This window comes from Azospirillum mesophilum, assembly GCF_053470405.2.
This window is the reverse complement of sequence record NZ_JBPXMQ020000063.1, coordinates 1-18,845: the sequence shown is the minus strand read 5'-3', so window position 1 is coordinate 18,845 and position 18,845 is coordinate 1. Positions and strand designations below refer to the sequence as shown.

The window sequence follows — 18,845 nt, the reverse complement described above, 5'->3', positions numbered from 1 at the left end:
TCCGCATGAAGCCCATGACGTGATTGCGCTTCCGGACAAGGCCGCGATGGACGTCAGTGTCCCGGCGGCTCCCGCTGACGATCGGAGAGCCAGGGCGGACGACGATCGGTCATGGAACGCGGCCGTGTCGGAAGGCTGGCCCTCGTCACCCCCGCATCGCATTCCCCTGCGCACCAGCAGGTAGATCGAGCCCCAGGAGGCATCCGATGTTCTCACGCACCAGCAGCAAAACAGTGACATTCTCGCACCCCTTCGTGTTGGCGGGGATCGACGGTGCGCAACCGGCGGGAACCTACACGGTCGAAACCGACGAAGAACTGATCGACGGCCTGTCCTTTCCGGTTTACCGGCGGGTCGCGACGGTGATCCTGCTGCCGGTGCGCGCCGGCGGTCCGATCCTCGTCCAGGCCGCCACGATCGATCCTCTGGATTTGGAGCGAGCCGAGCAGGCCGACGCAGCCGTCGCATAGACGGGCGCTCCCGGCAGGACGCAGGGACATGGGGAGTTCTACAGGAAACCTGGCAGCCAGCCGGTGGCACTCATCGCCTCCCAGGCCATCCCCAGGGCGATCACGGACAGCAGAAGGGTTCCGGCCAGCGCGACACAGAGCAGCGCACCGTCTTCCTCCAGATACGCGAAGGCGATCAGGGCGGTGAGGAATGCCGGAGGGATGTTGCTCAGGGGGACGGGGATGAGGAGGCTCGCGCCGAGCAGCAGGACGACACCGCCGACCACCCGTTTGGTCGCCGTGAACGGGGTGGCCCAGCGCGGGCGGATGAACCGTTCCAGGTACCGCAGCATCGGAACGGTCCGGCGGATGATGGCGGTCAGCCGCCGGGTCTCGACGTGGCGTGTGGCGATGCGGCGGGGGAACACGGGGCCGGGACGATCCAGGATCATCTGGAACGCAACGATCATGAGCAGCACGCCGGCCATGGCGGACACGCCCGGAAGCGCGCCGAGGAGCGCCAGCAGAAGGAGGATGACGCCGAAGGAACGATGGCCGAGCCTTCCGACGAGCCAGTCCAGCGTCACGTGCTCCGCGGGTGCTTCCCCGAGAATTCCGTTCAGCACCACGGACGTGGGCACGCGCATGATCATGACAATGCACCCCCGGGACGGTTGACCCATCATCGGGAGATGGGCGGGAAATGGGGCCGGCAGGTCGGCTCGGAAGGTGAAACACGTGAAACGCCTGCGGGGGGTGATGCCGTGAACCAGTCGCAGATGGGCCTGTTCATCGCCGCCGCCTCGGTCATCGCGGTTTGTGTTGCCCTGTACCGGCGCGGGCGCCTCAGCGAGGTGGGGTTGGCCGGCGTGCTGATCGGCATCGCCGCCGTGGTGGCGTGGATGCTCTCCAGCCCGTGACGGGCCTCACCTGATGTTGGGCAGAACGAGAGGCCACCAGCGATGTTGATGCCGGGGAACGTCCTCGACGACCGACCGTCTCCGGCGCCGTTTGAACCCTGATCGCCCGCCACGGTCGGCCGGCCACAGCCGGAGAGGCGAACGACGAGAGGCATTTCCCATGAGCACCGAAAGAGGCAAGGACCATGATCGCCGGCGGCACCAAGCCCGTGAAGGCGGCGCAGCCGCGAACCGGGAGGACAGGGAAACCGGAATGGATGGCGGTCCGGACCGGCTGCCCCCAGACCGGCTGCCCCCGGACCACCTGCCCTTGAGACCCGACATGGCCTTGGGCCTCTGGACGTCCTGGATGGAGGCCAACGCCGGCGCCGTCCGCGATTGGACCGGAGCAAACAGGCCATGGTGGCAGATCTCGCCCGACGATCTCACCGGTACCATGCTGGACGCCGGAACCCGGCATTTCAACGACATCCTGGCCAGGGACCCGGTCCTCCGGTCCATCGACGGCCTGTGGAACTCCAACCCCTTCCGCGCCATCGTGCCGGTCGACTGGGCGGAAGTCGCCCGCGCGCTCCGGACCGTGTGGGTGCTGTCGCTCAGCCATCCGGACAGGACCATGCGCAAGGCCGCCGATGTGCAGGCGGCTGTCTGGGAGTCCGCCATGGAGGCCTGGAACGACGCGGGCCGCCGCTGGTGGGGTCTGGGCAACGGCAAGGCGGCGGACGAGGCCAAGCCACGTCCGGCGTCCGACGGTGACAGGCGCTTCGCCGCGCCGGAATGGCACGCCAACCCGGCCTACCGCACGCTCAAGGAGATGTACCTGCTGGCCTCCGACTGGCTGCTGGAGCAGGGCGAGCAGGCCGACGGCCTCGACGATGCCGAACGGCGGCGGCTGACCTTCCACCTCCGCCAGTTCGTCGACGCCATGAGCCCAACGCTTCTGCTGGCCTCCAACCCGGTCGCCTTGCGGCGGGTGCTGGAAACCGGCGGCGTCAGCTTGGCCGACGGCGCGCGCAACCTGCTCTCGGACCTGCGGGACGGCCGCCTCAGCATGGTGGACGCCACCGCCTTCGAGCCGGGGCGCAATCTGGCGACGACCCCCGGCAAGGTGGTCCACCGCAACCGGCTGATCGAACTGATCCAGTACCAGCCGGCGGGCGAGGCCGTGCACGCGGTGCCGCTGCTCATCATGCCGCCGTGGATCAACAAGTACTACATCCTCGACTTGCAGCCGAAGAACTCGATGGTGCGCCATCTGGTCGAGCAGGGGTTCACGGTGTTCGTGATCTCGTGGAAGAACCCGGACTCCGCGATGGACGGCGTCGGGTTCGAGGACTACATGGACCTCGGCCCGCTGGAGGCCGCCGATGTGGTGCGCGACATCACCGGGGCCGCGTCGATCAACGTGATGGGCTACTGCATCGGCGGCACGCTGCTCGCCATCACGCTCGCCTGGCTGGCCGCGAAGCGCGACACCCGGTTCAACGCCGCCACCTTCATGGTGTCGCTCCAGGACTTTTCCCATGTCGGCGACACCGCGGTGTTCCTGGGCGAGCCGACGGTGGATTTCATCGAGCAGCAGATGATGGAGCGCGGCTATCTCGACAGCCGGGAGATGAGCAACATGTTCAACCTGCTGCGCTCCAACGACCTGATCTGGTCGAACGTCGTCAACAACTACCTGATGGGCAACAAGCCCCCGGCCTTCGACCTTCTGTACTGGAACAGCGACGGCACCCGCATGGCGCGGGCGGCGCACAGCTGGTACCTGCGCAACACCTATGTCGAGAACAACCTGATTATTCCGGGCAAGGTCAGGCTCAAGGCCGAGGCCATCGACCTCGGGCGCATCCCGCAGGACGTCTACGCGGTCGGCGCGGAGAAGGACCACATCGTGCCCTGGGACGCCGCGTGGCGCGTCACCCGGCTGCTTCAGGGGAGCGCGGTGCGCTACGTGCTGGCGTCCAGCGGGCACATCGCCGGGATCATCAACCCGCCCGGCGGCAAGGGCACCTATTGGACCAACGACGCCGAAGAGCCCGGCGCGACCGCGCAGGCATGGCGCGAGACGGCCGCCGCGCACGGCGGCAGCTGGTGGACGGACTGGACGGCGTGGCTGGCCGAACGGTCGGGTCGAAAAGGAAAGCCGCCGACGCTGGGCAGTGCGGCGTATCCCGCGCTGGCCGACGCGCCAGGATCTTACGTCCTGGAGAAGTGAGTCCGCACCGCTGCTTGGCGCCGCGGGTGGCCCGTCAGGACCAGAGCCCCTTCAGCCCCCAGGCGATGAGCGTCGCCATGAGCAAAAGGAAAAGCCACCGATTGATGCTGCCCCAGCGGCGGGGCCGGCTGGCGGTTTCACCATGTGCGACCGTGGTCGTGGCGGACCCGCCTTCCGGCAAGAGCTTCACCAGACGATCAGCGGTCGTAACGGCGTCCGGGGCTTCGGGCTGTTGCGCGGGAAGCCGACGGAGGATGACGGCGAGCGCCGCTGCCGCGGCATCCCTGGGCAGCGCCGCCAGACGGGCGGCCTCGGCCCAGGGATCGATGTCGAGCCGCGCCAGCGCCGAGAGGACGCTGAGTGGGCTGCCGTTCTTCTCCTCCCAGAGCGGGGCGGCCAGGAACTCGGTCAAGTCGGATTGGTGCAGGGTGTATTCGGCGCGCAACGGCATGTCGCCCTCCCATAAAATCGCGCGAGAGATCGTTATATAAGGCGATATTCTGAAAAATCATCGGCGCCGGTTCAAATAAGCACAAGTTGACAAATATTGCACGGACGCGAGGGTGCGCGGCTGTGCTCCAATAAATACGTTGCCGATTGATTCAGAAGCGGCCGATTTGGCAAGATTTTTCTTCCAAGCGCGCGAGAGACGATTGTCAATCGGGCGCCGGGGCCTCGTCACGATGCTGGCGCAGTTCCGGCACGCCACGCGAGGGCTCGCCCAGTCGCCGCTCGTAGACGCCACCCTCGCCCGCGACCCGAACCCCCTGGACCACACGCCGCGTCCTGTCGTCCGAGGCGCCGAGGCTGCGCAGGGCATGGTCCATCAGCCCGAAGGCAAGCTCGCGCTCCCCCATGATCGCCACGCCCACGCCCTGCCTTTCCAGATGGGCGACCTCGGCCTCGCTGTGGGCCCGCACCGCCGTATCGATGCCGGGGTTGATCTGACGCGCGAGATCGAGAACGCGCCGTGTCCGGTAGCCGCCGGGTGTGGCGACCACGATCAGCCGCGCCCGCCGGATGCCGGCCGCCTCCAGGACGCCCGGTGTCGTCGCGTCCCCGTAGACGGCCGGCACGCCGCGTTTGCGCAACGCCTCGACCCGTCGGCGGTTCTGCTCGATGACCACGATGGGCAAATTCTGGCTTTTCAGGCCCTTGCCGACGATGCTGCCGACCCGTCCGTAGCCGACGATCACCGCATGATCCTGCGGACCTTCGTGGGCCGGAGGCAGCACTGATAGGCTGTCGTTTCTCTGGCGTTCGAGACGGCCCAGCATGCCCGGTCGCCGGCGCAGCCAGCCGGAAAGCCGGTCGAGACCGGCGAACACCAACGGATTGAGCGTGATCGAGAGGAGCGCTCCCGCGAGAATCAGGTCGCGTCCCTCCGGCGGCAGGAGCCCGAGCGTCACCCCAAGGCCGGCCAGGATGAACGAGAACTCGCCGATCTGCGCCAGACTGGCCGACACGGTGAGCGCGGTCGATGCGGGGTAACCGAACGCCAGCACGATCCCGAACGCCGCCAATGATTTGCCCAGCGCGATGACCAGGACGACGGCGAGCACGGCCAGCGGTTCGCGGATCAGGATCGTCGGGTCGAACAGCATGCCGACCGAGACGAAGAACAGCACCGCGAAGGCGTCCTGGAGCGGCAACGCGTCGGCGGCGGCCTGATGGCTGAAGTCGCTTTCGCTCAGGACGACGCCGGCGAAGAAGGCTCCGAGTGCGAAGGAGACGCCGAACAGCGCGGCCGAGCCGAAGGCGATGCCGAGCGCGGTCGCGAGCACCGAGAGCGTGAACAACTCGCGCGAGCCGGTCCGGGCGACCTGCATCAGAAGCCAAGGGATCGCGCGCGTGCCGACCACCAGCACCAGGGCCAGGAACAGCCCGACCTTGCCCAGCGTCAGCGCCAGGGTCACGGCCAGGGCGCCGCCGGTCTCCCCCGCCACGCCGCGCGGAGTCCCGCCGAGAACTCCCGCCAAGGCCGGCAACAGCACCAGCGCCAGCACCATGGCGAGATCCTCGACGATGAGCCAGCCGACGGCGATCCGTCCGTTTTCCGAATCGAGGATGTTGCGTTCCTCAAGGGCGCGCAGCAGCACCACGGTGCTGGCGACCGAAAGCGCCAATCCGAACACCAGACCCGCACCGAACGGCCAGCCCCACATGTGCGTAACGCCGATGCCGAGCGCCGTCGCCATCGCGATCTGGGCAAGGGCACCGGGTATCGCGATGGTGCGGACGGCGAGCAGATCCTTGATCGAGAAATGGAGCCCGACCCCGAACATCAGGAGGATGACGCCGATTTCGGCGAGTTGGGATGCGAGCCCCTCGTCGGCAACGAAGCCGGGCGTGAAGGGGCCGGCTGCGACGCCGGCCAGCAGATAGCCGACGAGGGGAGGCAGCCGGAGCTTGCTGGCGAGAAGGCCGCCCAGAAAGGCGAGAACCAGGCCCATGACGATGGTGGCGATGAGCGGCGTCTCGTGCGGCATGACGATCCTTGTCCGGTCCCGGACGGGAGAATCCCGCGATGGGGCCCGGCTCGGTCAAATATGGTGGTTGCCTAGCGACTGGTCAGCGCGATGCGTGGCCGTACCGACGGCAGGTGTTCGTCCGCGCCTTCGCTTGCGCCCTCGCGCATCTCCATATCCATTGGATGATGATGGAATATGGGCTTCGCTTTGATTTCGATGGCTGGATGGTCATCGACACTACGATGGTGGACGGCGAACTGGCCGGTGAGGCGGTTCGCCGTGGTCTGCCCTTCGCCGAGGCGGAGCATCTGGCCGAGTGTCTGAATCGGAGCGTGATCGGGCATCACGCCAATCAGAACTGACGGCGCCGGGCTGCGGGCAACATGTGTGGGGGCAAAATGTGCGGGGTCAGGCGCGCACCCTCGCAAGATGGAGGGTGGAGAGCCACATAAGGAAGGGCTGCGGCTCGAACGTTGCCCTTGAGGACACCATGAAGCCCGCTGTCATTGCCCTTCTTCTTTCGTTCGCCATCGGTGCTGCCGGTGCCGCCGCTGCCGATGAGCGCAATCCTACGCACCTCTTCGACCCCGGCAATCACGTCGATGCCGCTGGTGTCGTCCGCGACCGCGGTGACCGGCCCGTCGGGCGCATCGAGGCGGACGTCAAGGGGAGCCAGGTGTTGCGCGACAACGCCGGGCGCCTGATCGGCAGCGTCGAGCGTGGCTTTGCCGAAGGAGAACTGGTGATCCGGGACAGCGAAGGTCGCCGCCAGGGTACGCTCGAACGCCGGTAGTGACACGGAGACCCCAGCGTCGCGGCCGCTGCCAGCCGATCGCCGGATCAGTAGAAGGCCCCTTCGTCCAGATCCTTTCTGAACGGTCCGGACCAGGCGGAGGGAAGCGACGACCGATAGATCCGGGAGGTTCGGGTCGGCACGTAGGTCACCGTGATGGTGTGGACTTGGATCGTGCCGCCCCTGATGACACGCGCCTCGACGCGGTCCTTCATACTGAAATCGTCCGGGCGAAGCGTGACGTGGGCAACGCACCGTTCGAAAGTCTCCCTCTCCATGTTCTTGAGCATGGCGATTTCTCCGGTTCAGGCCACAGGCCCATGAATCAGGACGAAGAGCAGGACCGCCAGCACGACGGCGACCGGGATCACCAGCGGCGGCACAAAGTACTCCATGGCAGCGCTCCAAAGGGTTGTGGAGCCGGGAGGCGTGGGTGTTTGAAGGGTCATGGTCATGTTCCGTATGTTCGGCAGACCGATTTGGGGTTGTCGTGAATTGGGTATGCCGTGGCGACGTCCTCATCGCCAGTGCACCGCCGACCGAGGCCGATAAAGGGACTGCGATGGGCTCTATGGAAGAAATGGTGCTGAAATAAGTTTTGCACCGTGGCGATTCCGGCATATGAACCCATAAACCGCAAAGAAGGACGGGGGATGGGCGCCGAACCATCAACGAGAAAATTTTATCGATCGCTGCGGCATTTGTATTCTATGTCGTTCGCGGACGAGCTTTTTACTCGTGTCCAAGTTTGGCTCCGGCCGAAGATTGGCAGGCCGATGTAGGCGCGTACTTTCAATGCCTGATCCGACAGAGCGGTGATATTGCCGCTGTAGGTCTGACCATCTTGCGGATTGTAGACTGACCCGTCCCACGTATCGGGGCCGGTGGATTTGAGACGGGTTATGACGACGAGCCCGCAGACCCGTTGCGCATGTTTGGCAGGATCGGGATTGTTTCGATCCAGTCGAAGCGATCCACTTCGATCTGTCGAACTCTCCAACCAAATAATTCGGCCACAAAGCTGACCGTCGCATTTGGCAATCTTGAGGACAGCGTCTTTGTCTTCCGTCAGCCAGACACCTTGCAGGTCCGCGGCCAAAGCCGTCCCTGGTATCATGGAAAGAACCAAAAGGACCGCCAACAAAGTCAGGAAAGAATTCAACAGTGTTTGCAACGCATGATCCGCTGTGTCGTGCCGCTCTTTGCGAGATCCATGGTTGCAACTGGAGCCGGTGGCCCGGTGTGGGCCGAGCAGCGACGGCATCGCTGTCCGGCAGGCCGCACACGTCAATCGTTTGAGGCCGATGGCTACCCTTTGTACTGGGAATGAGCGGTCAAGTGCTCCAACTCGCTCCATGCTGAGCGCTTGTGCAGCACCAATGGTGCCGAGCAGGATTTTCCTGTCTCTCGCGCGCATTGCAGCCTCCAGCAGCATTGTTCATCAACAGTCGCACTCGCGTCACATCGCGGTTTGAGACGATGATTCCAGAGACTTTTCAAGCGGGCCTCCGTGGAGCCCGTCACCAACCGGGGGCGGCATTGGAAACCGTAGCTCCCAGGAACTTCAACGGCGATCTCGGTCGGCTTGTCCAATTTCACTTTTCCGCCTGCCCAATGCCGCCGGACGCCGACGCCGCCCCCGTTTTGTGATGGGTTCCGGCCAAACGGATGAGCGTCAGCATGCGTTCGGGAATGGGCTCCTGGAGGACAGGGGAAAACCGGTCGCGCAGGCGGCGCCGTGCGGAGCGGTCCTGCATCAGTTGCCATCTGAGATCGGGATTGCCAGCCAGGTAAGCCACGACCACCTCAGTCGCCGTCGGGTCGAGCGTGTCGCAGACGTAAGCTTCCAGGTCGCGCCGGGTGATGCCCGGGGTCTGTTCGTTCATCCGGTGTCCATCCCTTTCAGGGCGTCGAGGCTTATGGGCTCAATGCAGGGGGCGCGCGCTGGGGTGGGCCAGTGCGTTCCCTGCCGCGTGTATGATGATGCGTGTGATCACTGCCGTTTCCGCATAGCCGCTTTTCGGAACGGATGCGCGCCCGGAGCCGTTTGGTTGATAAGGACCCTTGTGACTATGTGAACAGCCGAGCCTGCAAAACATGCGGCTTCTCGAATGAAAAGTTTGTTTTGGCGTTGTGCCGTTATTTGATGACACGTTCATTTGCGATGCCTGGAACTTCGGTGAGAACGCGTGCGCACCGTTGGAGAGATGGCGTTATGGATTCCGGATGAGGATTCGATATCGTCTCGCCCATACTGTGTCATGATGACATGGGCAGGCGACATGGGCAGGCGACATGGATTGCGCGCTGAGCGCCGGCGTTCTTTTCCGGAGGAAACATGACCGGCTTCCGTCCAGACCTGCCCAACAGGCCAGAACGCACCAACGCGGAGCAGCAAGTGGACGCTGTACGGGCGCAGGGAGGAATCTTCGTCAAGGCGGTCGCCGCCACGCGCGTGCCGATGATGGTCGCCGACGCGACGCGGCCGGGCAACCCGGTGATCTTCGCCAACGGCGCGTTCCTGGCCATGTCCGGCTACACGATGGACGAGGTCCTGGGGCAGGAACCGCACTTCCTGGACGGGCCGGACACCGATCCCACGACGATCCAACGGTTCAAGAACGCCATCGCCGGGCAGCGCGACGAAGTACTGGAGATCCAGCAGTACCGCAAAGACGGCAGCACGCTGTGGGTGGCGCTGTTCGTCGGCCGGTGGACCGACGAAAACGGGAACATCGTCCACCATTTCCTGTCCTTTCTGGACATCACACGGCGCCGCGAAGCCGAAGAGGACCTGAAACGGCTCACCCGGGATCTGGAACAGCGCGTGGCCGAGCGGACGCAGGAATTAACGACGGCCAACGCGCGCCTGTCGCGCCTGCTGGCGGAAAACGACGTGCTGTTGCGCGAGGTGGACCACCGGGCCAAAAACAGCTTGGCCATCGCCTCCTCTCTTCTGTTCGCGCAGGCGTACCGGCAAGCGGACCCGGAGGTCCGGGCGCTGTTCCTGGACACGCAGGAGCGGCTGGGAGCGATGGCGCACGCGCACAACCTGCTCAGCAAGTCCCGCGACCCCCGCCGGATCGGTCTTGCGCCCTACCTTCGGGATTTGTGCGCATCCTTGATGACTGCCACCGGCAAGGACGCCGGCATTCGGATCGAGGTGCAGGCGGACGAGGACATTCACATCCTGGCGGACCAGGCCATCGCGCTGGGGTTGGTGGTGAATGAACTGGTCACCAACGCGGTGAAGCACGCTTTCCCGTCCAATCCGGCGGGGCACATCGCGGTGGTGGCCCGGCGGTCGCGCGCGGACCGGGTGATGGTGCGTGTAAGCGACGACGGGGTCGGCATGTCCGCCGGCCGGGAAGGCGCCCTGGGCTATGGAATCGTGCGCGCCCTCGTCGAACAGATCGACGGCGAGATCGACGTCGGCCAGGACGTGGGCGTGGCTGTGACGGTCACGTTTCCAGCCTGATTGCCATCGGACGGGCGGGAAGTGTGCCGCGCGGTATTCCGCACATGATCCAAGGGCTATTCCCCGGATGCCGGATGGGATGGCCGGTGGCCGGTCCCCACGTAGATTTGGTCATCCTGCCATCGGCCTTGTGTCGCCTTCGGGCAAGGAACCCGTTGCGCTTCCTGGATCACAGCATGACGTGCCCCGTCGCGTGGCGGGGTGCCCACCCGCATCACAGGAGGACAGCGATGTCCATCGGCACCGTCAAGTGGTTCAACGGCACCAAGGGCTATGGTTTCATTCAGCCGGACAGCGGCGGCCCGGACGTGTTCGTCCACGCTTCGGCCGTCCAGCGCGCCGGCATGCACGCGCTGGACGAGGGCCAGAGGGTTTCCTATGAGGAACTGCGCGACCCGAAACGCGGCAAGACCTCCGCTGAGGAACTCAAAGCTGTTTGAGGCGCCATGCCGGGCTTCCCATGCCGGGCTTGGGCGGAAGGGCACCGGGGATTTCCGGTGCCCTTTTCGCGTCTCCACGTCCCAGCGGCATGGAGCGCTTCCCCATGGACTGCCACCGGCCAGAATCACATGCACGGCTCAAGAAGGAGAAACGCGATGCTCTGCGGCCCCATTGCGGACCACGGCATCCGACCGAGTGCTTGTTTTGAGATCCGTCCCGATGCCGCAGGGGGGACGTGGACGGTGTTCGACACCGCGACCGGCAAAGTCGCGACGTTGAACAATCGCCTTCAGAGCGGCTATGGCATCGAGGATGCCGCGGAGATTGCCGAGCTGATGTGCCGGCTGACGCGCTTCCGGCCCAAACCTCGACCCTGACCGCAGGATTCATGCACGGCGCCCGCAGCGCAATCCGCGCGGATGTCCGCACAACCATCGAGGCTGCCCCTGACCCTTGACCAAGCACTTGCCATCGCGATCATCATCGGGTTGGTGGCGCTGTTCGTCTGGAACCGGCTGCGTTACGACCTGACGGCGTTGCTCGGACTGCTCGTGGCCATGGCCACCGGAGTCGTTCGGCCATCCCAGGCCTTCGTCGGCTTCAGTGATCCGGTGGTGGTCATCATCGCGTCGGCGCTCGTCGTCAGCGCCGGAGTGGGCAAGTCGGGCATGATCAGCCGGGGCATCCGGCGCCTGGAACCCCATCTGCGAACCACCGAAGCGCGTGTGGCGGCGCTCACGGGCAGCGTCATGGTCCTGTCCGCCTTCATGAAGAACATCGGCGCCCTGGCGATTTTCCTGCCGATCGCCGTCCAGGTGGCCCGGCGCAGCGGCACGCCGGCATCGAATCTGCTGATGCCGATGTCCTTCGGATCGCTGACCGGCGGCCTCGTGACGCTGATCGGCACCTCACCCAACATCCTCGTCTCGCGGGTGCGCACCGAACTGCTCGGGACGCCGTTCGCCATGTTCGATTTCGCGCCGGTCGGCCTGGGCATCGCGGCGGCCGGCTTCGCCTTCCTTGTGGTCGGCTGGCGGTTGCTGCCGGGGGGTCGGCGGGCGCCGCCGCCGCCGGCTGCAGCGTTCGATATCGAGCCGTACCTGTCCGAAGCGCGCCTGCCCGCCACCTCCCCGCTGGTGGGGAAGACGGTCGCCGACCTGGAAGCCGTCGGCGAAGGCAGCGTCACCGTTGTCGCCATCATCCGTGAGCATGAAAGGCGTTACAGCCCCGCCGGGCATTGGACGCTGTTCGCCGACGACATCCTCGTGCTCCAAAGCGACCCCCACGCGCTGCGGACGGTGGTGGCGGAGGCGAAACTGCACCTTGAAGGCGCCGGCCGGAGCGTGACGAAGAATCTGGCCGCCCATGACGTCGGGGTGGTCGAGGCGGTGGTGATGACGAGTTCCCCCCTGCTTGGCTGCTCGCCGGCACAACTGCGCCTGCGCCAGCAGCATGGCGTGAACCTCATCGGGATCAGCCGGCACGGCGAGCGCATCGTCACCCGGCTTCGAAACCTGCGCTTCCAGGCGGGCGACGTCCTCGTCCTGCAAGGAAGCGTCGAGGCCATGCCCGATACGTTGCGTGGCCTTGGCTGCCTGCCGCTCGTCGATCGGGCCACCGGCTTGGAACGCCGCGGCCGGGAGTACCTGCCGCTGGTCCTGCTGGCGCTCGCCATGGGGGGCGTGGCGCTCAATCTACTTCCCGTGGCGGCCGCGTTCTTCGGCGCTGCCGTTCTCATCGTGCTGTTCGGCGTGCTCACCTTGAAGGAGGCGTACGATGCGCTCGAACTGCCCATCCTGGTGCTGCTCGCCTGCCTGATCCCGATCAGCGACGCCATCAGCAGCACGGGCGCTGCCGCGCTGATGGCGCAAGGGCTTGCGGTCGTCGCCGGCGCTCTGCCTCCCGTGGGGGCGGTGACGCTGGTCCTGGTGACGGCGATGGCGCTGACGCCGTTCCTCAACAACGCGGCGACGGCGCTGATCATGGCGCCGATCGCGGCGAGCCTGGCCCAGAGGCTCGGCATGAACCCGGATCCTCTGCTGATGGCAGTGGCGGTGGGGGCCGCCTGCGATTTCCTGACGCCCATCGGACACCAATGCAACACGCTGGTCATGGGTCCGGGCGGCTATCGCTTCGGCGATTACTGGCGGCTCGGCCTGCCGCTGTCGATCATCGTGGTTGCCGTCGGAACCCTGCTCATTCCCCTGGTGTGGGGACTGCGGTGAGCGCCGGGGATCAGCCGTCCCCGAGCATGTTCGCCAGGAGTTCGGCGAGATGGTCCGAATCCACCGGCTTGTTGAGCAGGAAGTAACCGCTCCGCTGCGCCTCGGCCATGCGCTCCGGCGAGGTGTCACCGGTAATCAGGACCGCCGCCGCGACGCCGTGCCGGTGCGCGGCGGCGATGGCGTCCGTTCCCCGTTCGCCCCTGGCCAGGGTGTAGTCGGCGACGATGGCGGCCCGGGTGCCGGGCATCCGCTCCAGGTGCTTCGACGCTTCGCGCAGGCTGCGGGCCGCGAACACCGTGGCGCCGCGGGACTGAAGCGAAAGCGTCAACGCCTTGAGGACCAGCGCCTCGTCATCCACCACCAGCACGGTCACGCCGTTCAGCGCGATCTGCCCGGTTGCGACGTGAGTGACGGTTCCGGAATTCGCGATGGGTGCCTGACCGGATTGGGCGAGCGGAAGCGCCAGCGTGAAGGTGGAGCCCCGGTCCGGGTTCGAGCGCACCTCCACCCCCGTTCCGAGCAGGGCGGCGACACGGCGCACGGTCGAGAGCCCGAGGCCGAAGCCACGGCTGTGCTCCCGCGCGGTTTTCCCGAGTTGGACATACTCGTCGAAGACATGCTCGATCTTGTCGGCGGGGATCCCGACGCCCGTGTCGACGACCGAAATCCGCACAGTCTCGCCCTCTACGCGCAATTCGACGCGGACGCCGCCGGCTTCGGTGAACTTCACCGCGTTCGACAGGAGATTGCGCAGGATCAACTCGACCAGCAAGGGATCCGAACGCACCAGCAAGTCCGTGTGCGGCACGTCCATGAACAGTCCGGCTTCCCTGGCCTGTCCCTGGAATTCGCTGTGCAGACGACCCAGCAGTTCGCTCAACTCGAAATCACGAACCACCATCTGGAAGACGCCGGCGTCAAGCCGCGCCACCTCGAGCAATCCGGTCAGCATGCCGGTGAGGCTCGCGAGGCTGTCGGAGAGCGGTTCGACCAGTTTGCGCTCCTCGGCCGGGAGCGGACGCATCTTCAGCAGCCCCAGGAACAGGTTGGCGGCCATCACCGGCTGACGCAGGTCGTGGCTGACCGAAGCCAGAAAGCTCGACAGCCTGCGGTTCGCCTCCTCCGCCTTTTCCCGGGCCACGCTTTCGTCCCGCTGGAGCCGCTCTTCGGTAACGTCGCGAAGCAGAATGGCGACGCTGTCGTCTCCCCGCGACACCTTCCAGACATAGACTTCAAACCACCGCCCCAGAGGAGCGCCGAACAACTCGTGCCGTTCCGGTTCGCCCGACCGCAGCACGCGGGCCGGGATCTCCCACCAGTGCGGTTCGATTCCGGGCGCCGCTTCGGTCAGACGCCGGCCCAGGAAATCCCCGTCGAACATGCGGATGGCCGCCGGGTTGGCTTCCGAATAGATGGCATCCACGGGCTTGCCGTCGCCATCGCAGACGATCCGCGCCAGAACGAGCCCCTCGGTCATCGATTGGAACAGCGAGCGGTATTTCTCCTCGCTGGCCTCCAGGTTCGCCGTCGCCTGCCGGCGCTCGGTCACATCCACGAAGGTGACGACCACGCCGTCGATGCGGTCGTCGATGGTGCGGTAGGGCCGCAGCCGCACCATCAGCCAGCGGCCGTCGGTCGTCCCGAGTTCGCGTTCGATGGGGATCAACTCGCGAAGAACGCGGAGCGCGTCCTCCTTCAGCCCCTCATAGTCGAGCCGGTGCGTGAAATCGGTGATCGCCCGCCCGACATCGGCATCGGTGATGTTGAACACCCACGCCACCGGGGGCGTCAGCATGCGGATGTTCAGATCCGAATCCAGGAACAACGTGCCGATCTCCGTGGAGGCCACCATGTTCCTCAAGTCGCTGTGAGCCGATGAAATGCTTTTCAGTTTGCCCTGCAGTTCCCCGTTCACGGTCTGCAGTTCCTCATTCATCGACTGAAGCTCCTCCTTCGAGGTCTCCAGCTCTTCCGAGGTGGACCGGTACTCCTCGTTGATCGATTGCAGCTCCTCGTTGGCCGCGCGCAGCTCCTGGATCGCGAGTTCGTATTCGACGCGGCTGGTCTTCAGACGCTCCTCCGACGCCTTCAACTCCTCCTGCAGGCGGCCGATTGCATTGTTCGAACCGGACATTCCGGACTCGGTGGGGCGCTCCGGATCGATGGCCCCGCCGTCCAGGAAGTAGACCAGAGCCTGGCCGGTCGAGAATTCCTGCTGCGGCGTTGGTGCTACCTGCATGGCCACCCGGTGCGGCGCCCCATCGAAAGCCACGGCCATCGGAGGGGTCAGGGTGGGCTCGCCATGCTCCAGCGCGCGCCGCAGGGCAATGTGCAGATCCACGCGCAGTTCGGGCCTGACCAGGCCCGGCAGCTCGTTGTTGAAGGTGCCGCCGGAGGGGAGCAGGAAGCGTCCCGCCGTCGGCGAGAGATGCAGGATGCGCCGATCGCGATCCACCAGGATGCTGGGCGGCGCCGTCTGTTCCAACGCCGCGATGTGCAGCTGGGCGGTTCCGGCCTCCGCGCCGGCCGGTTGGAAGGACGCGCGACGCGCCGGCATCAACGTCCCCAGTTTCGACGGCGGCTGCGGCAATTCCGGCAGCCGCCGACCGTCCTGCGGCAGGGCACGGTACAGGCGGGCTTCGCGATGCACGGCGGAGAAGAGGTCGGGGGTGGCGTCGGCCGTCTCCGCCGAGCCCAGGAACAGATAGCCGTTGGGCTCCAGCCCATAATGGAACACCCCGCAGATCTGACGCTGGAGGTCGCGTTCAAGGTAGATCAGCAGGTTTCGGCAGGAGATGAGCTGGAGCCGCATGAACGGCGGGTCCTTCAGCGCGCTGTGGAAGGCGAACAGAACCAGGTCGCGGACTTCCCTCTTGATCCGATAGTGCGCGCCTTCTTTCGAAAAGAACCGGTGCAGCCGCTCCTCGCTGACATCCGCTTCGATCGAGGCGGGATAGCGGCCCTCCCGCGCGGTGGCCAGGGCGCCTTCGTCCAGGTCGGTGGCGAAGATCTGGATGGGCACGGAAACGCAACGGCGCGTCGCCTCCTCCAGCATGAGGATGGCCAGGCTGTAGGCTTCCTCGCCCGTGGCGCAGCCGGCGACCCAGGCCCGGATCGCCTGATCTTCCCCCACCCGCTCGAAAATCGGCTGGATCGCCTCCTTCGCCAGCACGCCGAAGGCGTCGGGGTCGCGGAAGAACATGGTGACGGAGATCAGCAGATCGTCGAACAGCTTTTGCGCTTCCTCGGGCGTTTCCCGCAGGTGGTTGGCATAGGCTTCCAAACCGGTGCAGCGCGTGACCTGCATGCGCCGGCTGATCCGCCGCATGACGGTCGCGCGTTTGTAGCTGGAGAAGTTGTGCCCGGTGCGCGCCCGCAAGAACCGAAGGATGTTGCGAAGGTGGACCTCCGCATCGTCCATGGTGATCAGCCGGATCGTCGCCTTGCTGCGGACCACCTCGGCGATGCGTTCTCCCATTTTGCGGATCGGCAGGACGAAATCGGCAACCCCGGTCGCAATGGCGCTGAGCGGCATTGTCGGGTACTCCGCCTCTTCCGGATCCTGGATGAAGACGACACCCCCGGACTCCTTGATCGCGCTGACGCCCGCGGCCCCGTCCGAGCCGCCTCCGGTGAGGACAACGGCGATGCCGTCGCCCCGCGCGGCGGCAACCGAGCGGAAGAACATGTCGATGGGGGCGCGGCTGCCACGCGGCCTGCCGAACGGGCGCGCGGCGACATCGTTCCCTTTGATCACCAGTTCGCGGTCGGGTGGAATCACGTAGACGCAGTTCGGCTCCAGGCGCGGGCTGTCCTCGACCTGACGCACCGGCATCGTGGTCGACCCGGCGAGTATTTCGGCGAGCACGCTGGGGTGGTCCGGCGCCAGATGCACGATCACGACAAAGGCAAGCCCGAGATCATCGCCGATCTGACCGAAGAACGTCCGAAGCGCCGACACGCCGCCAGCGGAAGCACCGATCGCGCAGACGGGCGTGCAAGCCTGAAAGCTCTTCCCGTAACTTACCGCGTCTTCCACATTATCTCCCGATCTTTTTATTGTTTTTACTGCCCCCTGGCGCGATGTCAGGGCCTATACAAACTCAGATATGATCGTTGGTTCAACCATCGCTGTCAATGCACGTGCGGCACCGCAGGACTGCAATATCCTTTCCGGATGAGAAATTCTCCTTTGCAGTATGAATGGAGAATGATGAATGTGGACGATTTTCGCCTTTTTAAGGAAATCCCCAGTTATTTTATCGCAAGACATAGAGCATGTTTGTCGCTGTCACTCCGGCTTTATGGGCGGATTCTCCGGCGAGAGCATGCAGAAGTGTGGGGCGGTCGGGTAGATCGGCGGATCCGAGGGGTGTAGGGTCGGAGCTTCTGGAGGCACCGTCAATTCGTTGAGGCTGGCGGTTCGGGAAGACACGGTTTGCTAAGGGGCGCCAAGTTCCGGCTACGGGTGATCAGCGAGTTGAAGAACCGCGGCGTCGTGGACGTGCTGATTGCCGTCGTCGATGGCCTGAAGGGCTTCCCCGAGGCGATCACTGCTGTCTTCCCGCAGGCCCAGATGCAAACCTGCATTGGCCACCTGATCCGCGGGTCCCTGGAGTTCGTGTCCTGGAAGGACCGCCGGACGGTCAACGCCGCGCTGAAGCTGCTGTTCCTGGTCTTGAACCAAGCCTGCAAAGACCGGAAGATGCCACCACGCGAGTGGGGCATGGCCCGCGCCCAGTTCGCCATCCAGGAGAGCATGCAGAAGTGTGGGGCGGTCGGGTAGATCGGCGGATCCGAGGGGGTGTAGGGTCGGAGCTTCTGAAAAACGGACCTCCTGATGCCCCGACAGCCTCCCGCCAAAAACTCAACGGCTGAACTGTCGAGCGGTTCGATCCTTCAGGTGAAGGTCCGCCTCCTGGACGTCAGCCCGATGGTCTGGCGACGGCTTCTGGTGCCGGCCGCGTTCACTCTTGAAGAACTGCATGGTGTTCTTCAGGTGGCCATGGGCTGGGAGGGCATTCATCTTTACCGGTTCCGGATCCATGCTGTCCATTACGGCTCGTTCGAGCTGGGCGTCTCATCGCCACGGGTCCCCTTGGATGCCTTCCGGTTCCGCAAGGGGGCCAAATTCACCTACGATTACGATATGACCGCGCTCTGGCGGCATGAGGTTCGGGTCGAGGGTCGTCGGGAGCCCGAACCGGGGCGCTTCTACCCGGTTTGCATCGCCGGAGACCACACCTGTCCGCCGGAGGGCTGTGGTGGGCCGGAAGGCTATGCGGACCGGCGCCGGGAAGCCGTCGGCTTCGACGCTCTGGACGACATCGCCACGATCGCGCGTCTGGTCGAGGCGGTGGTGCTCGACACGCAGACCGGCCTTCTGGATGACCCGGACACGCGCCGGGAATTGGAAGAAGCGCTGGATCGCGCCAAAGCCCGCGAACCGTTTCTCGCCGACGATTTCTCCCGGCGCACGGTGAACCAGCGATTCCGGCAGGACGAGCATCATGTTCTCATGCATCAGCACTTCTGAGGAGGAGCATTCCGCAAATCGGTCGAAGGCCGCGGCCGGCGTTCCCTAGCTGGCAGCGATCGCCTGCACGAGCGCCCGGCCGCCGGAATCGGTGATCTGGTCGAACTTGTGCCGCAGCGTCGCCGCACTGGTGTCGGCGTAAATCCGGGTGGTGGCGATGTCGTCATGGCCGAGAAACGATGTACCCCGCCATGAGTTTGCTCCGATAAAAAGGAAGAACAAACCGGCTTGCAGGATAGGCCGACGCCGCGCGAGTCTGAAGCTTTCCGAGAGGCGATCGGCTCCGCTGGTTTTCCTGAGACCGTCTCAAACCT

The 18,845-nt window shown here is 65.3% G+C and carries 18 protein-coding genes and 1 pseudogene; 11 read left to right on the top strand and 8 right to left on the bottom strand.

All coding sequences use genetic code 11. The annotated features are described in order from the left end of the window. The first annotated feature begins 206 nt into the window (after nucleotides 1–206). Nucleotides 207–470: a hypothetical protein gene (locus ACSVC7_RS30655; protein ID WP_448208273.1), complete on the top strand. Its 264-nt coding sequence runs from the start codon at nucleotides 207–209 to the stop codon at nucleotides 468–470. Between the two features lie 38 nt (nucleotides 471–508). On the opposite strand, the gene ACSVC7_RS30650 is transcribed toward ACSVC7_RS30655, so the two are convergent. After that, a complete protein-coding gene (locus ACSVC7_RS30650) occupies nucleotides 509–1,102 on the bottom strand; it encodes an exopolysaccharide biosynthesis protein (protein ID WP_448208272.1) in 594 nt (197 codons plus the stop codon). Nucleotides 1,103–1,213: 111 nt separating this feature from the next. Here ACSVC7_RS30650 and ACSVC7_RS30645 point away from each other — a divergent pair, with 111 nt between their 5' ends. Both ACSVC7_RS30645 and ACSVC7_RS30640 read left to right on the top strand, forming a co-directional pair. Next, nucleotides 1,214–1,369, top strand: a complete 156-nt coding sequence (locus tag ACSVC7_RS30645; protein ID WP_448208271.1) for a hypothetical protein — start codon at nucleotides 1,214–1,216, stop codon at nucleotides 1,367–1,369. A 253-nt stretch (nucleotides 1,370–1,622) separates the two neighbouring features. Further along, nucleotides 1,623–3,587, top strand: coding sequence for a PHA/PHB synthase family protein (locus ACSVC7_RS30640; RefSeq protein WP_448208270.1), 1,965 nt, complete (start codon nucleotides 1,623–1,625; stop codon nucleotides 3,585–3,587). Between the two features lie 34 nt (nucleotides 3,588–3,621). Here ACSVC7_RS30640 and ACSVC7_RS30635 read toward each other — a convergent pair whose 3' ends face one another. Together ACSVC7_RS30635 and ybaL are read right to left on the bottom strand one after the other, a co-directional pair. Then, on the bottom strand, nucleotides 3,622–4,038 hold the full coding sequence (locus ACSVC7_RS30635; RefSeq protein WP_448208269.1) for a hypothetical protein: 417 nt from the start codon (nucleotides 4,036–4,038) through the stop codon (nucleotides 3,622–3,624). Nucleotides 4,039–4,243: 205 nt separating this feature from the next. Further along, the gene (gene ybaL / locus ACSVC7_RS30630) at nucleotides 4,244–6,076 is read right to left on the bottom strand and encodes a YbaL family putative K(+) efflux transporter (RefSeq protein WP_448208268.1); all 1,833 of its coding nucleotides are present in this window, start codon (nucleotides 6,074–6,076) and stop codon (nucleotides 4,244–4,246) included. A gap of 38 nt (nucleotides 6,077–6,114) precedes the next feature. Between ybaL and ACSVC7_RS30625 the strand changes: the two genes are divergently transcribed. Both ACSVC7_RS30625 and ACSVC7_RS30620 read left to right on the top strand, forming a co-directional pair. Beyond that, nucleotides 6,115–6,420: a hypothetical protein gene (locus ACSVC7_RS30625; protein ID WP_448208267.1), complete on the top strand. Its 306-nt coding sequence runs from the start codon at nucleotides 6,115–6,117 to the stop codon at nucleotides 6,418–6,420. A 128-nt stretch (nucleotides 6,421–6,548) separates the two neighbouring features. Continuing rightward, a complete protein-coding gene (locus ACSVC7_RS30620) occupies nucleotides 6,549–6,851 on the top strand; it encodes a hypothetical protein (protein WP_448208266.1) in 303 nt (100 codons plus the stop codon). A gap of 47 nt (nucleotides 6,852–6,898) precedes the next feature. Here ACSVC7_RS30620 and ACSVC7_RS30615 read toward each other — a convergent pair whose 3' ends face one another. From ACSVC7_RS30615 to ACSVC7_RS30605, 3 genes are all read right to left on the bottom strand, one after another. Beyond that, nucleotides 6,899–7,141: a hypothetical protein gene (locus ACSVC7_RS30615; protein ID WP_448208265.1), complete on the bottom strand. Its 243-nt coding sequence runs from the start codon at nucleotides 7,139–7,141 to the stop codon at nucleotides 6,899–6,901. 392 nt (nucleotides 7,142–7,533) lie between these two features. Continuing rightward, complete coding sequence (locus ACSVC7_RS30610; protein ID WP_448208264.1) at nucleotides 7,534–8,286, bottom strand: DUF2147 domain-containing protein; 753 nt, start codon at nucleotides 8,284–8,286, stop codon at nucleotides 7,534–7,536. 160 nt (nucleotides 8,287–8,446) lie between these two features. After that, entirely contained in the window at nucleotides 8,447–8,737 is a 291-nt protein-coding gene (locus tag ACSVC7_RS30605) for a hypothetical protein (protein WP_448208263.1), read from the bottom strand. Between the two features lie 452 nt (nucleotides 8,738–9,189). Here ACSVC7_RS30605 and ACSVC7_RS30600 point away from each other — a divergent pair, with 452 nt between their 5' ends. The 4 genes from ACSVC7_RS30600 to ACSVC7_RS30585 all read left to right on the top strand — a co-directional run bounded on the left by ACSVC7_RS30600 (nucleotide 9,190) and on the right by ACSVC7_RS30585 (nucleotide 12,995). Then, a complete protein-coding gene (locus ACSVC7_RS30600; RefSeq protein ID WP_448208262.1) occupies nucleotides 9,190–10,329 on the top strand; it encodes a sensor histidine kinase in 1,140 nt (379 codons plus the stop codon). Between the two features lie 230 nt (nucleotides 10,330–10,559). After that, nucleotides 10,560–10,769 (top strand): cold-shock protein, encoded by a 210-nt coding sequence (locus tag ACSVC7_RS30595; protein WP_448208261.1) that lies wholly within the window; start codon nucleotides 10,560–10,562, stop codon nucleotides 10,767–10,769. A 243-nt stretch (nucleotides 10,770–11,012) separates the two neighbouring features. Beyond that, nucleotides 11,013–11,147 (top strand): hypothetical protein, encoded by a 135-nt coding sequence (locus tag ACSVC7_RS30590; protein ID WP_448208260.1) that lies wholly within the window; start codon nucleotides 11,013–11,015, stop codon nucleotides 11,145–11,147. A 42-nt stretch (nucleotides 11,148–11,189) separates the two neighbouring features. Further along, a complete protein-coding gene (locus ACSVC7_RS30585) occupies nucleotides 11,190–12,995 on the top strand; it encodes an SLC13 family permease (RefSeq protein WP_448208259.1) in 1,806 nt (601 codons plus the stop codon). A gap of 10 nt (nucleotides 12,996–13,005) precedes the next feature. Here the strand turns inward: ACSVC7_RS30585 and ACSVC7_RS30580 are convergent, their stop codons facing one another. Beyond that, nucleotides 13,006–17,034 (bottom strand): chemotaxis protein CheB, encoded by a 4,029-nt coding sequence (locus ACSVC7_RS30580; RefSeq protein WP_448208258.1) that lies wholly within the window; start codon nucleotides 17,032–17,034, stop codon nucleotides 13,006–13,008. Between the two features lie 408 nt (nucleotides 17,035–17,442). Between ACSVC7_RS30580 and ACSVC7_RS30575 the strand changes: the two are divergent. Then, nucleotides 17,443–17,781, top strand: a pseudogene (locus ACSVC7_RS30575) (transposase); the annotation flags it as partial. 54 nt (nucleotides 17,782–17,835) lie between these two features. Further along, on the top strand, nucleotides 17,836–18,531 hold the full coding sequence (locus ACSVC7_RS30570) for a plasmid pRiA4b ORF-3 family protein (protein WP_448208257.1): 696 nt from the start codon (nucleotides 17,836–17,838) through the stop codon (nucleotides 18,529–18,531). Nucleotides 18,532–18,576: 45 nt separating this feature from the next. Here the strand turns inward: ACSVC7_RS30570 and ACSVC7_RS30565 are convergent, their stop codons facing one another. Next, complete coding sequence (locus ACSVC7_RS30565; protein WP_448208256.1) at nucleotides 18,577–18,753, bottom strand: hypothetical protein; 177 nt, start codon at nucleotides 18,751–18,753, stop codon at nucleotides 18,577–18,579. Nucleotides 18,754–18,845: the final 92 nt, after the last annotated feature.

Bases quoted from the DNA above. Each gene is read 5' to 3' on its own strand.
- ACSVC7_RS30655 (WP_448208273.1), top strand. From the start codon at position 207: ATGTTCTCACGCACCAGCAGCAAAACAGTGACATTCTCGCACCCCTTC.
- ACSVC7_RS30650 (WP_448208272.1), bottom strand. From the start codon at position 1,102: ATGATCATGCGCGTGCCCACGTCCGTGGTGCTGAACGGAATTCTCGGG.
- ACSVC7_RS30640 (WP_448208270.1), top strand. From the start codon at position 1,623: ATGGATGGCGGTCCGGACCGGCTGCCCCCAGACCGGCTGCCCCCGGAC.
- ACSVC7_RS30635 (WP_448208269.1), bottom strand. From the start codon at position 4,038: ATGCCGTTGCGCGCCGAATACACCCTGCACCAATCCGACTTGACCGAG.
- ybaL (WP_448208268.1), bottom strand. From the start codon at position 6,076: ATGCCGCACGAGACGCCGCTCATCGCCACCATCGTCATGGGCCTGGTT.
- ACSVC7_RS30625 (WP_448208267.1), top strand. From the start codon at position 6,115: ATGGGGCCCGGCTCGGTCAAATATGGTGGTTGCCTAGCGACTGGTCAG.
- ACSVC7_RS30620 (WP_448208266.1), top strand. From the start codon at position 6,549: ATGAAGCCCGCTGTCATTGCCCTTCTTCTTTCGTTCGCCATCGGTGCT.
- ACSVC7_RS30615 (WP_448208265.1), bottom strand. From the start codon at position 7,141: ATGCTCAAGAACATGGAGAGGGAGACTTTCGAACGGTGCGTTGCCCAC.
- ACSVC7_RS30610 (WP_448208264.1), bottom strand. From the start codon at position 8,286: ATGCTGCTGGAGGCTGCAATGCGCGCGAGAGACAGGAAAATCCTGCTC.
- ACSVC7_RS30605 (WP_448208263.1), bottom strand. From the start codon at position 8,737: ATGAACGAACAGACCCCGGGCATCACCCGGCGCGACCTGGAAGCTTAC.
- ACSVC7_RS30600 (WP_448208262.1), top strand. From the start codon at position 9,190: ATGACCGGCTTCCGTCCAGACCTGCCCAACAGGCCAGAACGCACCAAC.
- ACSVC7_RS30595 (WP_448208261.1), top strand. From the start codon at position 10,560: ATGTCCATCGGCACCGTCAAGTGGTTCAACGGCACCAAGGGCTATGGT.
- ACSVC7_RS30585 (WP_448208259.1), top strand. From the start codon at position 11,190: ATGTCCGCACAACCATCGAGGCTGCCCCTGACCCTTGACCAAGCACTT.
- ACSVC7_RS30570 (WP_448208257.1), top strand. From the start codon at position 17,836: ATGCCCCGACAGCCTCCCGCCAAAAACTCAACGGCTGAACTGTCGAGC.